The organism is Pseudomonas sp. P4_B3 (assembly GCF_056402295.1).
Genome location: NZ_JBFUHR010000001.1, coordinates 376,500 through 393,138, shown reverse-complemented (window position 1 = coordinate 393,138; position 16,639 = coordinate 376,500). Strand labels below are relative to the sequence as shown.

Genomic DNA, 16,639 nt, shown 5'->3' with positions numbered 1-16,639 from the left:
GTTGTCATGAAAATTGGAGAATTGGCGAAACTCACGGACTGCGCCGTGGAAACGATCCGCTACTACGAGCGCGAGTACCTGCTGCCGGAACCAGCCCGCAGTGACGGCAATTATCGCGTCTACACCCAAGCCCACGCCGAGCGCCTGACCTTCATCCGTAACTGTCGCACCCTCGACATGACGCTTGAAGAAATCCGCAGCCTGCTGGCGTTTCGCGACAGCCCGCAAGACCAGTGCGAAAGCGTCAACGCACTGATCGACGAGCACATCCACCACGTCAGGGCGCGGATCGACGGCTTGCTGGCCTTGCAGACACAACTGCTCGAGCTGCGCCAACGCTGCGACGAGGGACCGGGTATCGATCAATGCGGGATTTTGCAGCGGCTGGAAGTGAGCGGCGGGGTGGTGGCGACGGAGGTTGAGCATTCCCATGTCGGGAGAAGTCATGGGCACTAAAGACGCCTTCGCTGGCAAGCCAGCTCCTACAGGTTATCGCGTTCCTCTGTAGGAGCTGGCTTGTCGGGTCGCCGCATCGCAGCGAACACCGCGTAGCGGTGCCAGATTCAGACCGCCATCGGCGCGGTCATCGGCGCGTGGTGCTCGTAGCCTTCCAGCGAGAAATCGCTCGGTTCCACCAGCTCCAGCCATTGCGGCTGATACTCACCAGTCTTGGCAAACTCCGGCACACGCTCGGAAATCACCAGTTTCGGCATCGGGAACGGCTCGCGCTTGAGCTGTTCGTTGAGCATGTCCAGGTGGTTTTCGTAGACGTGGGCATCACCGATGAAATAGGTGAACCAGCGCGGCGTGTAGCCCGTCAGGCGACCGATCAGGCTCAGCAGAGCAGCACCTTCGGTGAGGTTGAACGGCGTGCCCAGGCCCAGGTCGTTGGAGCGGATGTAGAGGGTCAAGGAAATCTCCCTGGTCTCGACATTCGGGTGGAACTGATACAGCAGGTGGCACGGTGGCAGGGCCATTTCATCGAGCTGGGCGCAGTTCCAGCCGTGGAAGAGGATACGGCGGCTGCCCGGGTCCTTGATGATGGTATCGACGCACTGGCGGACCTGGTCGATGGCCTTGTACAGCACCACGTAGGTCTGGCCGTCCTCCTCGCCTTCGGCAATCTGGCGGTAGCCTTGCTTCAGAGTCTGCTCGATGGCAGCCGGGTTGCTGACCGGGATCTGCTTGTACGCCGGCCATTTGCGCCATTGCACGCCGTAGATTTCGCCGAGGTCGTCTTCGCCCTGGCGGAACGGGTTGGCCAGCCACTGGGCGTTTTCGTTGGCGTTCTGGTCCCAGACCCTGCAGCCCAATGCGCGGAATTCGGCAGCGTTGTTCACGCCACGCAGGAATCCGCACATTTCGCCGATGGCCGATTTGAACGCCATCTTGCGCGTGGTGATCGCCGGAAAACCTTCCTGCAGGTCATAACGCAGCATCGCACCGGGAAAACTGATGGTGTTCACGCCGGTACGGTTGGCCTGCTTGGTGCCGTTCTTGATGACGTGGGCGACCAGTTCGAGATATTGCTTCATGAATTACCTGTGTCCTTGAACCCGGGACCCAAGCCCCGGGGTTCGATTTTATACGGCTGCCGCTGGAGTCGCCGGGGCGCGGTGATAGGCCAGCCAGATCAGGAACAGCCCGCCGACGATCATCGGCACGCACAGCACCTGGCCCATGGTCAGCCAGTTCCAGGCCAGATAGCCCAGCTGGGCGTCCGGTACGCGGACGAACTCGACGATGAAGCGGAAGATGCCATAGAACAGCGCGAACATCCCCGATACCGCCATGGTCGGACGTGGCTTGCGCGAGAACAGCCAGAGGATCAGGAACAGTGCCACGCCCTCGAGGGCGAACTGGTACAGCTGCGACGGGTGACGCGGCAACTGCGCCGGGTCGCTGAACGGCGGGAAGATCATTGCCCACGGCACGTCGGTCGGCTTGCCCCACAGCTCGGCATTGATAAAGTTGCCGATACGACCGGCACCCAGGCCAATCGGCACCATCGGCGCAACGAAATCCATCAGCTGGAAGAACGACTTGTTGTTCTTTTTACCGAACCACAACGCCGCCAGCATCACACCGATGAAACCGCCGTGGAACGACATGCCGCCCTTCCACACTTCGAAAATCAGCGTCGGGTTGGCCAGGTAAGCGCTCAGATCGTAGAACAGCACGTAACCCAGTCGCCCGCCGACGATCACCCCCATCGACATCCAGAACACCATGTCGGAGAGTTTCTCCTTGGTCCAGGTCGGGTCGAAGCGGTTCAACCGGCGGGACGCCAGCAGCCAGGCGCCGCCGATGCCGATCAGGTACATCAGACCGTACCAGTGGATTTTCAGCGGACCGATGGCCAGGGCCACCGGGTCGATCTGCGGGTAAGGCAGCATTGCGACTCCTCGTTAGAGTTCAAATCTTAAAAATTCCCGGGCGACGCTGCCACCTCAGGATTAAGCCAGGATTGCGCTGCCCGTCAGAGCAGATGCTTCAGACTAGAAAGTTCAGACCGACGCAGAACAGCAAAGCGGCAAACAGCCGTTTCAGCAACTTTGGCGACAGGTTGTGGGCCAGTCGCGCACCGAAGCGGGCGAAGACCATACTGGTCAGGGCAATGCCCAGCAACGCCGGCAAATAAATGAAACCGAGACTATGGGCCGGGAGCAACGGATCGTGCCAGCCCAGAATCATGAAACTTAATGCACTGGCCAGGGCAATCGGCAGACCGCAGGCCGATGAAGTGGCCACGGCTTGCTGCATCGGCACGCTGCGCCAGGTCAGGAATGGCACGGTCAACGAACCGCCGCCAATGCCGAAAATCGCCGAAGCCCAGCCAATCACGCTGCCGGCCACGGTCAGACCGAGTTTGCCCGGCACGGTTCGGCTGGCCTTGGGTTTAACGTCCAGCGCCAGCTGAGCGGCGATCACCAGGGCAAATACACCAATGAGTTTCTGCAGATTGGGACCGGAAATCGCTTCCGCCGTCAGCGCGCCGAACCCGGCACCGATCAGAATGCCGACGGTCATCCACATGAAGATCGGCCAACGTACGGCACCACGGCGGTGATGCTCGCGTACCGCGTTGACCGAAGTAAAGATGATCGTCGCCAGGGAGGTACCCACTGCCAGATGCGTGAGGATCGACGGATTGAACCCTTGGGCCTTGAAGCTGAACACCAGCACCGGGACGATGATGATCCCGCCGCCCACGCCAAACAGCCCGGCGAGCACACCTGCACAGGCGCCGAGCGCCAGATAGAGCAGAAATTCCATTGTCGTCCCGCCCGTATCCCCAAAACCGGAGCGGCATGGTAACGGATGCATGGCCTCGAGCTCCACTGTGCAAGGCGATGGATCGATGAGCGATGTCTGCGTACAGTGAGCAAAAAACACACAAGGACAGCCTTATGTGCCTGATTGTCTTTGCCTGGCGCCCGGGTCATGCCCAACCGCTGGTCGTGGCGGCCAATCGCGATGAGTTCTACGCCCGCCCCAGCCTGCCTCTGGCGCCATGGCCCGAAGCGCCGCACGTACATGCGGGGCGCGACCTCGAGGCCGGTGGCACCTGGCTCGGTGTCGGTGCCCAGGGACGTTTTGCGGCGCTGACCAATATTCGCGATCCCCATCGACCGCCGGGGCGCAAGTCTCGTGGGGAGCTGGTAGCGCGTTTTCTCACAGGGGAAATGCCAATTGACGACTATTTAGCCGACGTTGTCGACCGTTCGCTGGAATATGGTGGCTTTAACCTGCTGGTCGGCAATACCAATGAGCTCTGGCACTTCAATCAACTGGAATCGGAAGCGGTGATGCTGGCCCCGGGGGTCTACGGGTTATCCAATGCCGGGTTGGATACGCCGTGGCCGAAACTGCTCAAAGCCAAGGCGGCGTTGAGCGAGGTGCTGGATGATCCGCAGCCTCAGGCGCTGTTGGCGTTATTGAGCGATGCGCAGACCGCACCGCTTGCCGAGTTGCCAGATACCGGCGTGGGGCTGGCCACCGAGACGTTACTGTCGAGCGTGTTCATTGCCAGTCAGAGTTATGGAACGCGGGCGAGTACGGCGTTGATTGTGCAGGCGGATGGGGCGCGGCATATGGTCGAGCGCAGTTTCGGGCCGTATGGCGGGCATCTTGGGGAAGTGGAGATCAGGCTTTAGTTTTGTGTTGCCAGGTCCGGCCTCATCGCGAGCAGGCTCGCTCCCACAGGGGATTTGCGTCGTTCACAAGTCCAATGTAGGAGCGAGCCTGCTCGCGATGGGGCCTCGCGTTTTAGAGGGGCTTGATCGCCGCCGGATTGATCATCCGCGCCAACCCGAGGTTCTTCAGCGCCAGCTGTAACGAGCTGTGAATCACTTGCGGGTTGTCGATGGTCATTAGTTCCGCCAGCAATTCCTTGGCCTTGCTCAGGTTGATCTGGCGCAGCATCCACTTCACTTTCGGCAAGTTGGTGGCGTTCATCGACAGGCTGTCGAAGCCCATCGCCATCAACAGCACGGCCGCCGCTGGGTCACCGGCCATTTCGCCGCAGATGCTCACCGGCTTGCCTTCGGTATGGGCATCACGCACCACGTTCTGCAGCGCCTGAAGCACTGCCGGGTGCAAGTAGTCGTAAAGATCGGCCACCCGCGGATTGTTGCGGTCCACGGCCAGCAAGTACTGGGTCAGGTCGTTGGAACCGACCGAAAGGAAGTCCACTTGCCGAGCCAGCTCCTTGGTCTGATACACCGCTGCCGGAATTTCGATCATCACGCCAATCGGCGGCATCGGCACGTCGCAGCCTTCGTCGCGGACTTCGCCCCAGGCGCGGTGGATCAGATGCAAGGCTTCTTCCAGCTCGTGAGTGCCGGAGATCATCGGCAGCAGGATGCGCAGGTTGTTCAGGCCTTCGCTGGCCTTGAGCATGGCGCGGGTCTGCACCAGGAAAATTTCCGGGTGGTCGAGGGTGACGCGAATGCCGCGCCAGCCGAGGAACGGGTTGTCTTCCTTGATCGGGAAGTATGACAGTGACTTGTCGCCACCGATGTCCAGGGTGCGCATGGTCACCGGTTGCGGATGAAACGCGGCGAGCTGCTCGCGGTAGATCGCCAGTTGTTCCTTTTCGCTCGGGAAACGCTGGTTGATCATGAACGGCACTTCGGTGCGGTACAGGCCCACGCCTTCGGCACCGCGCTTCTGCGCCCGCGCCACATCCGCCAGCAAACCGGTGTTGACCCACAGCGGCATGCGGTGGCCATCGACCGTCACGCACGGCAGATCGCGCAGCGCATCCAGCCCCAGGGCCAGTTGTTTCTCTTCCTCGACCACCTCGGCGAACTGCTTGCGCAGCACTTCACTCGGGTTGGTGTAGACCTCGCCGTGGTAGCCATCGACGATCATCTGGATGCCGTCGACCTTGGAGTACGGCAGGTCGACCAGGCCCATCACGGTCGGAATACCCATGGCGCGGGCGAGGATGGCGACGTGGGAGTTGCCTGAGCCGAGCACCGACACCAGGCCGACCAGCTTGCCCTCCGGCACCTCGCCGAGCATCGCCGGCGTCAGTTCTTCGCTGACCAGAATGGTGTTGTCGGGGTAGACCAGGGTTTGCTGACGCTCTTCCTGCAAGTAAGCCAGCAATCGCCGACCAAGGTCCTTGACGTCCGAGGCCCGCTCGCGCAGGTAGGCGTCGTCCATCAATTCGAAACGGTTGACGTGATCGGTGACCACCTGGCGCAAAGCGCCCTGGGCCCACTGCCCGGTCTTGATCACGGTGGTGACTTCGCTGCCCAGCGCGGCATCGTCGAGCATCATCAGGTAGACGTCGAACAAGGCCCGCTCTTCCGGGCGCAGCTGCGTGGCGAGTTTGGCGGACAAGGTGCGCATGTCGGCGCGCACGCCTTCGATGGCGGTCTTGAACAAACCGAGTTCGGCGTCGATGTCGGTGATGTTCTTGTCCGGCACCACGTCCAGATCGGCGGGCGGCAGCATGACCACCGCCGTACCGACTGCCGCACCCGGCGAACCCGGAACGCCGATGAACTTGGCCTCCTGAATGCCTTTACCCTGACGGCCCAGGCCGCGGATCGAACCGGTGGCCTCGGCGTGGGCGATAACGCCAGCGAGCTGCGCGCTCATGGTCACGAGGAAAGCTTCTTCACCCTCATCGAACTGGCGACGTTCTTTTTGCTGGATGACCAACACGCCGACAACGCGGCGGTGGTGAATGATCGGTGCCCCGAGGAATGAGGCGAAGCGCTCTTCACCGGTCTCGGCGAAGTATCGGTAGCGCGGGTGATCCGCAGCGTTTTCGAGGTTCAGGGGTTCTTCGCGCGTACCGACCAGGCCAACCAGACCTTCGTTGGGTGCCATGCTGACTTTACCGATCGAGCGCTTGTTCAAGCCCTCGGTGGCCATCAGCACGAAGCGGTTGGTCTCGGGGTCAAGCAGGTAGACCGAGCAGACCTGGCTGCCCATGGCCTCTTTGACGCGCAACACAATAATCCCCAACGCCGCCTTGAGATCCTTGGCGGAGTTAACTTCCTGGACGATCTTGCGCAGCGTATTGAGCATGGCTCGGGGTCGAACTCCGTCGTCAGTCGCGCGCTAAAAGGCGCGGGGCAAGCTCTTTGAGAGCGCGTCGATACACCTCGCGCTTGAATGTCACCACCTGGCCCAACGGATACCAATAGCTGACCCAGCGCCAGCCATCGAATTCCGGTTTACCGGTCAAATCCATCCGCACCCGCTGCTCGTTGGAGATCAGGCGCAGGAGAAACCATTTCTGTTTCTGGCCGATGCACAGCGGTTGGCTGTGGGTACGCACCAGACGTTGCGGCAAACGATAGCGCAACCAGCCCCGGGTGCAGGCAAGAATTTCAACATCTTCGCGCTCAAGGCCCACTTCTTCGTTCAGCTCGCGGTACAAGGCGTCTTCCGGTGTCTCTTCGGGGTTGATTCCCCCCTGCGGAAATTGCCAGGCATCTTGATTGATTCGGCGAGCCCATAGCACCTGGCCGGCGTCATTCGTCAGAATGATCCCGACATTGGGGCGAAAACCATCGGGGTCGATCACGGCAACAACCTCGCAAACGCATGTCGCCGCATTGTTCCACAAAGGTTGTGAAGGCGGCAACGAAGGTTCCTACCTTATGTGCACTCTTGTGAAAAGACCGTATTCTTGTCGCCTTTTTACTGACTTTTCAGCGGGTAACTGCAATGCGCCTGGCTTTATTCGATTTGGACAACACCCTTCTGGGCGGTGACAGCGATCACGCTTGGGGCGATTACCTGTGCGAGCGCGGCTTTCTCGACGCCGTCGCCTACAAGGCTCGCAACGATGCGTTCTACCAGGATTACCTGGCCGGCAAACTCGATAATGCCGCTTACCTGAACTTCTGCCTGGAAGTTCTCGGCCGCACCGAAATGGCCACGCTGGATCAGTGGCACAGCGATTACATGCGTGACTGCATCGAACCGATCGTGCTGCCCAAGGCCATCGACCTTTTGGCCAAACACCGCGCAGCCGGCGACAAACTGGTGATCATCACTGCCACCAATCGCTTCGTCACCGGGCCGATTGCCGTGCGCCTGGGCGTCGAAACCCTGATCGCCACCGAGTGCGAGATGGTCGACGGCCGCTACACCGGGCGCAGCATTGATGTGCCGTGCTTCCGCGAAGGCAAGGTGACGCGCTTGAATCGCTGGCTGGAGGAAACCGGGTATACGCTGGAAGACAGCTACTTCTATAGCGACTCGATGAATGATTTTCCGTTGCTGGAGCAGGTGACCCATCCGGTGGCGGTTGATCCTGATCCGAACTTGCGGGCCGAGGCCGAGAAGCGGGGTTGGCCGGTGATTTCGTTGCGCGACTGATAAAGCAAAAGATCGCAGCCTTCGGCAGCTCCTACAGGGTATCGCGCACACCTGTAGGAGCTGCCGAAGGCTGCGATCTTTTTGGGTCAAACAGGCTTGGCCCCCATCAAACCGGCAATGGCAACAAAACAGACAAAACTGAACAACGCCAAGGCAAAGGTGAATTTACCTACACCCCCCGGCGTCTTGCGCAGTTTATTGAGGCGTACCAGCAACCAGAACCAAGCCAGCGCCGCCACGGCGTACAGCACACTGGACGCCAGCAACCAGGTCTGCCCCAATGGCCAGCCCACCAGATGCACCATCCACCAGCCGGTAAACGGCATGCTCAGCAGCGCCAACCCCATCAACAGCCAGACAAATACACGTGGCCGTTGCAGGGTGCGGCTTCCCGCCGTCGCATCACCCTTGCGCCGCGCAAGCAAAACCCAGGCTCCCAGACCCAGCGCACAAGCCAGCAATACAACAGTTGCCACCATGTGCGCCGCTTTCAGGGCAGTTAACGTTTCCATTGTTCGATTTCCTTATGACCCGCCCATCAGCGTAGCCCCTCAGCCAAGAAACAGCTGATAGGCCGGATTGTCGCTTTCGTCCCAGTACGGGTAACCGATTTCTTCCAGCGCCGCCGGTACCAGGTGGCGCTCGTCATGGGGCACTTGCAGGCCCGCGACGACACGGCCATCGGCCGCGCCATGGTTGCGGTAGTGGAACATCGAGATGTTCCAGCGCCCGCCAAGCTTGTTGAGGAAGTTGAACAGCGCGCCCGGACGCTCCGGGAATTCGAAGCGCAGGATCACTTCATCGACCACATGCGCCGCACGCCCACCCACCATATGGCGGATGTGCAGCTTGGCCAGTTCGTTGTCGGTCAGGTCCAGCACCGGGAAACCCTGCTCGCTCAGGCTGGCAATCAACGCGCTGCGCGGGTCGCTTTCCGGGTGGGTCTGCACACCGACAAAGATGTGCGCTTCGCTGCCGGTGTTGTAGCGGTAGTTGAATTCGGTGATCTGGCGCTTGCCGATGGCCTCGCAGAACGCCTTGAAGCTGCCCGGCTTCTCGGGAATGGTCACGGCGATGATCGCTTCGCGGCCCTCGCCCAGTTCCGCACGCTCGGCGACGTGGCGCAGGCGATCGAAGTTGACGTTGGCCCCGGAGTCGATGGCCACGAAGGTCTGGCCGCTGACGCCGCGCTGCTCGACATACTTCTTGATCCCGGCCACGCCCAAAGCGCCGGCAGGTTCGGTGATCGAGCGGGTATCGTCGTAGATATCCTTGATGGCTGCGCAGATTTCGTCGGTGCTGACGGTGATCACTTCATCGACATGGTCTTTGCAGATATCGAAGGTGTGCTGACCGATCTGGGCCACCGCAACGCCGTCGGCGAAGAGGCCCACGGTCGGCAGCACCACACGCTCGCCCGCCGCCATGGCGGCTTGCAGGCAATTGGAGTCATCCGGTTCGACGCCGATGATCTTGATGTCCGGGCGCAGGTACTTCACGTACGCCGCGATGCCGGCGATCAGCCCGCCGCCGCCCACCGGGACGAAAATCGCATCCAGTGGCTGCGGGTGCTGGCGCAGAATCTCCATTGCCACGGTGCCCTGCCCGGCAATGGTGTGGGGATCGTCGTACGGGTGAATGTAGACGTAGCCTTTTTCGTCGACCAGTTTCAGCGAGTAAGCCAGGGCTTCCGGGAACGAATCGCCGTGCAGCACCACTTTGCCGCCACGTGAGCGCACGCCTTCGACCTTGATCTCCGGAGTAGTTTTGGGCATGACGATGGTCGCCTTCACACCCAGCACCTTCGCCGCCAGGGCCAGGCCCTGGGCATGGTTGCCCGCCGACGCGGTGACCACGCCGCGAGCGCGTTCTTCGTCGCTCAACTGGGTCAACTTGTTGTAGGCGCCGCGAATCTTGAACGAGAACACCGGCTGCAAGTCTTCGCGCTTGAGCCAAATGCTGTTGCCCAGCCGCTCAGAGAGCTGGCGGGCAGTCTGCAGCGGGGTTTCTACGGCAACGTCATAAACGCGCGAGGTGAGGATCTTTTTGACGTACTGTTCAAGCATCGGAAAGCATCACTGAGCGGGTTGGGCAGGATCAAGGAGTCTAACCCGCATTTTGGCCGCACGACCACCAGTTGTAGGAGCGAGCTTGCTCGCGAAAAACGCAATGGCACCGCTGCACATCTATTTTCACGCGTTATCGTTCACGACCATCGTCGGATCGCCGCCCGGAGCAAGCTCGCTCCTACAAGGAACGGTCGACCTGCCAATCGGGCAATGACCTTCCCCGCCCCGAAGCCTATAATGCCGGCCTTTCGTTCCCTCCTCGGCACTCCGGAGCCCGCATGAACCAGGATCAACTCAAACAGGCAGTGGCTCAGGCCGCCGTCGACTTCATCCTTCCGAAACTCGACGACAACAGTATCGTCGGGGTCGGCACCGGCTCCACCGCCAACTGCTTCATCGACGCCCTGGCCCAGCACAAAGGTGCGTTCGACGGCGCGGTCGCCAGTTCCGAAGCCACCGCCGCGCGCCTCAAGGGCCACGGCATTCCGGTGTACGAACTGAACACCGTCAGCGACCTGGAGTTCTATGTCGACGGCGCCGATGAGAGCGACGAACACCTGAACCTGATCAAGGGCGGCGGCGCTGCCCTGACCCGCGAGAAGATTGTCGCGGCCGTGGCCAAGACTTTCATCTGCATCGCCGATGCCAGCAAACTGGTGCCGACCCTCGGTACCTTCCCGTTGCCGGTGGAAGTGATCCCGATGGCCCGCAGCCACGTGGCCCGCGAGCTGGTGAAGCTCGGCGGCGACCCGGTTTACCGCGAAGGCGTACTGACCGACAACGGCAACATCATCCTCGACGTGTTCAACATGCAGATCACCAATCCGGTGGAGCTGGAGACGCAGATCAATGCAATCGTCGGCGTGGTCACCAATGGTTTGTTCGCGGCGCGCCCAGCGGATCTGCTGCTGCTGGGTACCAGCGAAGGTGTGAAGACTCTGCGCGCGCAGTAAGCCACACACAGCCTTTGTAGGAGCTGGCTTGCCAGCGATAGCGGTGTAACAGCCAACAAACATGCTGAATGTCATGGCCTCATCGCTGGCAAGCCAGCTCCTACACAAGCAGGGCAAGCTTCAGGGTTGTCCCGATTTCTTGAAAACGTAAAACAGGTTTGGCTCACTGACGAGGTAAAGCGTACCGTCGTCATCCATGGCAACCCCTTCCGCTTGCGGTACGTTTTTCTGCAAGCCGTGCTGCCCCTTGCTCAATGACATTGTACTCAGCGGACGCCCATCCACATCCAGTTCCAGAATCAATCGCGACTCATCCGATAGCGCCAGCAAATGCCCGCTGCGCTCGTCGTATTGCAAACCCGACAGGTCCCGCACAAACATCCCGGCATCACGCTTGGGGTCGTTGATCACGTGCACCGAGTAGGATTCTTCAGGATTGAATCGCGGAAAACCGTACACCTCATAGATCAGCATCGGGTCGCGCTCCTTGGCCACGAACAGGCGCTTGCCCACTGAATCGTAAGCCAAGCCCTCGAAGCCCTTGTTGCTGCCCATGTGTACACCAACAGTCATCTGTTCGGCGTCTGCCGCGTCGACGAAGGTCGTGTCCTGCTCCAGATGAATTTTGATCAACCGTTGCTGGCTTTCGTCAGTGACCACGTAGGTGTCCGCGCTGATGAACTCCACCGCCTCGGGATCGCCGAAACCGACCAGTGCCACACGACGCAAGATCCTGCCGTCGAGGGACAACTCGATCAACTCGCTTCGCTTATTGGTAACGGTGAACAGGCTGTCGCGCACAGGGTCGTAGGTCAATGCTGAAACGTTGTCAACCTGGCCATCGATCACCCGCGCCTCGGTCACGACCTGATAATGGTCCAGCCCCATGGACCGGGAACTCACCGGCTGCCACAGCGCGTGCAGATTGAACCAGGCACGCTCGAACAGGCGCTGGTATTGGCCGAGTGCAATCAACGCAATCAGCGAGACCACCGACAGGATCAGAATCAGGAATTTGAGGCGGGCAAATCGACGCATTCGGGGGGCTCAGGTTCAATACAGGCGGATGAAATATCACGCCTGTCTGAACTGAAGCTTAATGGCCGCCGGCCTTTTACGTACAGGCAATCAGCGCAGGCGCTGGTTACTTCTGTTTTTCGAAGCGATAAAACAGGTTCGGCTCACTCACCATGTACAGCGTGCCCGCTTCATCCATGGTCACGCCTTCGGCACGGGGAATGGTATTTTTCAGGCCGTTGAAGCCACGCAGCAGCGTAATGAAACTGACCTGCTCACCCTTCTTGTCCAGCTCCAGCAGCAGGTGCGAGTCGGCGGACAGCACCAGCATGTGGCCGGTTCGCGGGTCGATGGCCAGTGCCGACAGGTTGCGCATGTCCAGCGCATGACTGGCTAACTTCAGCTTGTCGCCGGAAAGGACCTTGCCGTCACCTTTCCAGGCAAACAATGCCGGCGGGCGCTCTTCGCCCAGCAGCAGCTGCTGATTGCGCTGATCCCAGGTGACACCTTCAAAGGCCTTGTTCTGGTCTTTGGAAGGCCCGAGGTCGTATGTCGGGAAATCGGTGATGTTCAGTTCGCGGGTGTCGGCATCGACCTTGACGATGGCGATCAGGTGGTCGCGCTCATCGACAATCGCCATTCGGCCGTCACCCAGCACGGTGACGCCTTCAGGGTTGCTCCAGCCGACCAACGGCATTTTGCGCAGCACATCGCCCTGCAAGTTCAATTCGACCAGAAACGGGTTCTTGCCCATGACCGAAAACAGGGTCTTGGTCTGGGGGTCGTAGGACAGATCCGACGCTTCGTCCTTTTCCATGCCAGGCAACGGCTTCGCATCGATCACCGCGCGGTAGTCCGGAAGCCAGATACTGGCCTGACGCTCGGCCGGGCTCTTGAATTGCTCTTTCACCCAGAGCAGGCCCCGCGCATCCCAATGCATGGCAAAGGCGACGCCATAGGCGACAACGGCCACCAGCAGCAGCCAGGTGTGCCAACGCAGGGCGAAGCGTGAGCGGCGGGCAGGTTTAAGCGTGGAAAGCGGAGAAGTGGCCATCGGAGAATGCGTTCCAGAAATTCAGGCTAGGGGTAATAGCTGTAGGAGCTGGCTTGCCAGCGAAAGCGGTGCAACAGACAACATGGATGTTGAATGTTAAGGCCTCTTCGCTGGCAAGCCAGCTCCTACATTGGGCGTGGCGTGATCAGCGAACGCTGCTGGTGAACCGACTGGCGCCCGGCAACTCCAGAACGATCTCATCACCGACATTCAGCGGACCGACGCCCACTGGTGTGCCAGTCAGAATCACATCACCGGCCTGCAACGAGAAGCAGCCGGCCATGTGCTGGATCATCGGCACGATCGGGTTGAGCATGGCGCTGCTGTTACCGTCCTGGCGTACTTCGCCGTTGATGGTCAGGCGAATGCCGATGTCGGTCAGGTCGGCAAACGTGCTGCCGGACACGAACGGGGCAATCACTGCCGCGCCGTCGAAGGACTTGGCGATTTCCCAGGGCAGGCCCTTGGATTTCAGCTCGGCCTGCTTGTCGCGCAGGGTCAGGTCCAGGGCCGGGGCGAAACCGGAGATGGCGTCGAGCACTTCTTCACGGCTCGGTTTGGTCGACAACGGCTTGCCGATCAAGACCGCGATTTCCGCTTCGTAATGCACCGAACCACGCTCGGTCGGAATGCTGAAACCACCTTCCAGCGGCACCACACAACTGCCCGGCTTGATGAACAGCAGTGGCTCGGTCGGCACCGGGTTATCCAGTTCCTTGGCGTGTTCGGCGTAGTTACGGCCGATGCACACCACTTTCCCCAGCGGGAAATGAATACGCGTACCGTCGACATACTGGTGCTGATAGCTCATTACCGACTCCTGCCTTCATGGATGCTTAAGGATTGCAGATCAAACCGCGAAGATCTTGCCCGGGTTCATGATGCCGTTCGGGTCGAACACTGCCTTGACCGCTTTCATGTACTCGATCTCGACCGGGGAGCGACTGTAGGTCAGGTAGTCACGCTTGGTCATGCCCACGCCGTGCTCGGCAGAGATCGAACCGTTGTACTTCTCGACGGTTTCGAACACCCACTTGTTGACGGTGGCGCACTTGGCGAAGAACTCGTCCTTGCTCAGGTTATCCGGCTTGAGGATGTTCAAGTGCAGGTTGCCGTCGCCGATGTGGCCGAACCAGACGATCTCGAAGTCCGGGTAGTGTTCGCCGACGATCGCGTCGATCTCTTTCAGGAACGCCGGAACTTTCGACACAGTGACCGAAATGTCGTTCTTGTACGGCGTCCAGTGGGAAATGGTTTCGGAGATGTATTCGCGCAACTTCCACAGGTTCTGCAGTTGGGTTTCGCTCTGGCTCATCACGCCGTCCAGCACCCAGCCCTGCTCAACGCAGTGCTCGAAGGTTTCCAGGGCGTGGTTGGCCACTTCTTCGGTGGTCGCTTCGAATTCCAGCAATGCGTAGAACGGGCAGTCGGATTCGAACGGCGCCGGTACATCGCCACGGGCCATGACTTTGGCCAGGGCTTTGTCGGAGAAGAATTCGAAGGCGGTCAGGTCGAGCTTGCTCTGGAAGGCGTGCAGCACCGGCATGATCGAGTCGAAATCGGCGGTACCGAGAACCATCGCAGTGAGGTTTTTCGGTGCGCGATCCAGGCGCATGGTCGCTTCGACCACGAAACCGAGGGTGCCTTCGGCGCCGATGAACAGCTGACGCATGTCGTAGCCGGTGGCGTTCTTGATCAGGTCGCGGTTCAGTTCCAGCACGTCGCCCTTGCCGGTGACGACTTTCATGCCAGCGACCCAGTTACGGGTCATGCCGTAGCGAATCACCTTGATCCCGCCGGCATTGGTGCCGATATTGCCGCCAATCTGGCTCGATCCTGCCGAAGCGAAGTCCACCGGGTAGTACAGGCCTTTTTCTTCGGCCACGTTCTGCAGATGCTCGGTGACGACGCCCGGCTGACAAACGGCCGTGCGGTCAGTGAGGTTCACGTCGAGGATCTGGTTCATGTAGTCGAACGACACGACCACTTCGCCATTGGCCGCCACGGCAGCGGCGGACAACCCGGTACGACCGCCGGACGGCACCAGCGCCACCTTGTGTTTATTGGCCCACAGGACAATGGCCTGGACCTGCTCGGTGGTCTTGGGGAACACGATGGCGGTCGGAGCGGGGGCGAAATGCTTGGTCCAATCCTTTCCGTAAGCATTCAGGGAGTCGGCATCGGTCAGCACCTTGCCAGGCTCAACCAGGGTCTTCAGCTCTTCAATCAGGGCAGGATTGGTCATCGACAGAACTCTCGAACAATTCATGGTCATCCTGAGAACGCTTCACGTCGCAGGAATGAGTGTTTAGCGGGGTGCATATGCTAGCATACCGACCCCGCAGGATAGTGCCCAAGGGCTGTTCTGCGGTGACGGCTTTCCTGCCGTGCGGGTCAGCTCCGGGCTGCTCCCTTTCCTGCCATTTTTCTCCGGGATACAGGTTTACGCAGATGAGCAAGACTTCTCTCGATAAGAGCAAGATCAAGTTCCTTCTTCTCGAAGGCGTCCACCAATCGGCTGTCGACGTCCTCAAGGCGGCGGGCTACACCAGCATCGAGTACCTCACTGGTTCTCTGCCTGAAGCCCAGCTCAAGGAAAAGATCGCTGATGCTCACTTCATCGGCATTCGCTCCCGCACTCAACTGACCGAAGAGATCTTCGATCACGCGAAGAAGCTCGTGGCCGTAGGGTGTTTCTGCATCGGCACCAACCAGGTCGACCTGGACGCTGCCCGCGAACGCGGCATCGCGGTGTTCAACGCACCGTACTCCAACACCCGTTCCGTAGCGGAGCTGGTGCTGGCCGAAGCAATCCTGCTGTTGCGCGGCATCCCTGAGAAGAACGCTTCCTGCCACCGTGGCGGCTGGATCAAGAGCGCGGCCAACTCCTTCGAGATCCGTGGCAAGAAGCTGGGCATCGTCGGTTACGGTTCGATCGGTACTCAACTGTCGGTCCTGGCGGAAGGCCTGGGCATGCAGGTGTACTTCTACGACACCATCACCAAGCTGCCATTGGGTAACGCGACTCAAGTAGGCAACCTGCACGAACTACTGGCGATGTCCGACATCGTTTCGCTGCACGTACCGGAAACCACCGCCACCCAGTGGATGATGGGCGAGAAAGAAATCCGCGCTATCAAGAAAGGCGGCATCCTGATCAACGCCGCCCGCGGCACCGTGGTCGAACTGGACCACCTGGCTGCTGCCATCAAGGACAAGCACCTGATCGGCGCAGCCATCGACGTATTCCCGGTGGAGCCACGCTCCAACGACGAAGAGTTCGAAAGCCCGCTGCGTGGCCTGGACAACGTGATCCTGACCCCGCACATCGGTGGTTCCACCGCTGAAGCTCAGGCCAACATCGGTCTGGAAGTGGCGGAAAAACTGGTCAAGTACAGCGACAACGGTACTTCGGTATCGTCCGTGAACTTCCCGGAAGTGGCCCTGCCGGCTCACCCTGGCAAGCACCGCCTGCTGCACATCCACGAGAACATCCCGGGTGTGATGAGCGAGATCAACAAGGTCTTCGCCGAAAACGGCATCAACATCTCCGGTCAGTTCCTGCAGACCAACGAGAAGGTCGGCTATGTGGTAATCGACGTCGACGCCGAGTACTCGGACCTGGCGCAAGAGAAGCTGCAACACGTCAACGGCACCATCCGTAGCCGCGTGCTGTTCTAAAGAACAGCGGCGAG

The 16,639-nt window shown here is 60.2% G+C and carries 16 protein-coding genes; 5 read left to right on the top strand and 11 right to left on the bottom strand.

All coding sequences use genetic code 11. The annotated features are described in order from the left end of the window. Window positions 1-6: 6 nt before the first annotated feature. Window positions 7-456, top strand: coding sequence for a Cd(II)/Pb(II)-responsive transcriptional regulator (gene cadR, locus AC1DWG_RS01920; RefSeq protein ID WP_477762964.1), 450 nt, complete (start codon window positions 7-9; stop codon window positions 454-456). 107 nt (window positions 457-563) lie between these two features. On the opposite strand, the gene AC1DWG_RS01915 is transcribed toward cadR, so the two are convergent. The 3 genes from AC1DWG_RS01915 to AC1DWG_RS01905 form a co-directional block, all read right to left on the bottom strand. Beyond that, the gene (locus AC1DWG_RS01915; protein WP_477762965.1) at window positions 564-1,535 is read right to left on the bottom strand and encodes a thymidylate synthase; all 972 of its coding nucleotides are present in this window, start codon (window positions 1,533-1,535) and stop codon (window positions 564-566) included. 48 nt (window positions 1,536-1,583) lie between these two features. Then, complete coding sequence (gene lgt / locus AC1DWG_RS01910; protein WP_047534642.1) at window positions 1,584-2,396, bottom strand: prolipoprotein diacylglyceryl transferase; 813 nt, start codon at window positions 2,394-2,396, stop codon at window positions 1,584-1,586. A gap of 97 nt (window positions 2,397-2,493) precedes the next feature. After that, entirely contained in the window at window positions 2,494-3,276 is a 783-nt protein-coding gene (locus AC1DWG_RS01905; RefSeq protein ID WP_477754013.1) for a sulfite exporter TauE/SafE family protein, read from the bottom strand. Between the two features lie 134 nt (window positions 3,277-3,410). Here AC1DWG_RS01905 and AC1DWG_RS01900 point away from each other — a divergent pair, with 134 nt between their 5' ends. Further along, window positions 3,411-4,157, top strand: coding sequence for an NRDE family protein (locus tag AC1DWG_RS01900; RefSeq protein ID WP_477762966.1), 747 nt, complete (start codon window positions 3,411-3,413; stop codon window positions 4,155-4,157). 112 nt (window positions 4,158-4,269) lie between these two features. Here the strand turns inward: AC1DWG_RS01900 and ptsP are convergent, their stop codons facing one another. After that, window positions 4,270-6,549, bottom strand: coding sequence for a phosphoenolpyruvate--protein phosphotransferase (gene ptsP / locus AC1DWG_RS01895; protein WP_477754012.1), 2,280 nt, complete (start codon window positions 6,547-6,549; stop codon window positions 4,270-4,272). A gap of 22 nt (window positions 6,550-6,571) precedes the next feature. After that, window positions 6,572-7,051 carry an RNA pyrophosphohydrolase gene (locus tag AC1DWG_RS01890; protein WP_003229203.1) on the bottom strand — a complete coding sequence of 160 codons (480 nt, stop codon included), beginning with the start codon at window positions 7,049-7,051 and terminating at the stop codon, window positions 6,572-6,574. A gap of 143 nt (window positions 7,052-7,194) precedes the next feature. On the opposite strand from AC1DWG_RS01890, the gene AC1DWG_RS01885 reads away from it, so the two are divergent. Then, complete coding sequence (locus AC1DWG_RS01885; RefSeq protein ID WP_477762967.1) at window positions 7,195-7,851, top strand: histidinol-phosphatase; 657 nt, start codon at window positions 7,195-7,197, stop codon at window positions 7,849-7,851. 86 nt (window positions 7,852-7,937) lie between these two features. On the opposite strand, the gene AC1DWG_RS01880 is transcribed toward AC1DWG_RS01885, so the two are convergent. Both AC1DWG_RS01880 and ilvA read right to left on the bottom strand, forming a co-directional pair. Next, window positions 7,938-8,363, bottom strand: a complete 426-nt coding sequence (locus tag AC1DWG_RS01880) for a DUF2269 domain-containing protein (RefSeq protein WP_477787160.1) — start codon at window positions 8,361-8,363, stop codon at window positions 7,938-7,940. 39 nt (window positions 8,364-8,402) lie between these two features. Beyond that, complete coding sequence (gene ilvA / locus AC1DWG_RS01875) at window positions 8,403-9,917, bottom strand: threonine ammonia-lyase, biosynthetic (protein ID WP_007982951.1); 1,515 nt, start codon at window positions 9,915-9,917, stop codon at window positions 8,403-8,405. Window positions 9,918-10,198: 281 nt separating this feature from the next. On the opposite strand from ilvA, the gene rpiA reads away from it, so the two are divergent. After that, window positions 10,199-10,873, top strand: coding sequence for a ribose-5-phosphate isomerase RpiA (gene rpiA, locus AC1DWG_RS01870; protein WP_477762969.1), 675 nt, complete (start codon window positions 10,199-10,201; stop codon window positions 10,871-10,873). 120 nt (window positions 10,874-10,993) lie between these two features. Here the strand turns inward: rpiA and AC1DWG_RS01865 are convergent, their stop codons facing one another. From AC1DWG_RS01865 to AC1DWG_RS01850, 4 genes are all read right to left on the bottom strand, one after another. Then, window positions 10,994-11,911 carry an SdiA-regulated domain-containing protein gene (locus AC1DWG_RS01865; protein ID WP_477787159.1) on the bottom strand — a complete coding sequence of 306 codons (918 nt, stop codon included), beginning with the start codon at window positions 11,909-11,911 and terminating at the stop codon, window positions 10,994-10,996. 106 nt (window positions 11,912-12,017) lie between these two features. Continuing rightward, window positions 12,018-12,944 (bottom strand): SdiA-regulated domain-containing protein, encoded by a 927-nt coding sequence (locus AC1DWG_RS01860; RefSeq protein WP_477762971.1) that lies wholly within the window; start codon window positions 12,942-12,944, stop codon window positions 12,018-12,020. Between the two features lie 145 nt (window positions 12,945-13,089). Beyond that, the gene (locus AC1DWG_RS01855; protein ID WP_007995532.1) at window positions 13,090-13,755 is read right to left on the bottom strand and encodes a fumarylacetoacetate hydrolase family protein; all 666 of its coding nucleotides are present in this window, start codon (window positions 13,753-13,755) and stop codon (window positions 13,090-13,092) included. Window positions 13,756-13,794: 39 nt separating this feature from the next. Then, entirely contained in the window at window positions 13,795-15,189 is a 1,395-nt protein-coding gene (locus tag AC1DWG_RS01850; RefSeq protein ID WP_033052123.1) for an FAD-binding oxidoreductase, read from the bottom strand. Between the two features lie 206 nt (window positions 15,190-15,395). Here AC1DWG_RS01850 and serA point away from each other — a divergent pair, with 206 nt between their 5' ends. Further along, the gene (gene serA, locus AC1DWG_RS01845; RefSeq protein ID WP_477787158.1) at window positions 15,396-16,625 is read left to right on the top strand and encodes a phosphoglycerate dehydrogenase; all 1,230 of its coding nucleotides are present in this window, start codon (window positions 15,396-15,398) and stop codon (window positions 16,623-16,625) included. Window positions 16,626-16,639 lie beyond the last annotated feature (14 nt).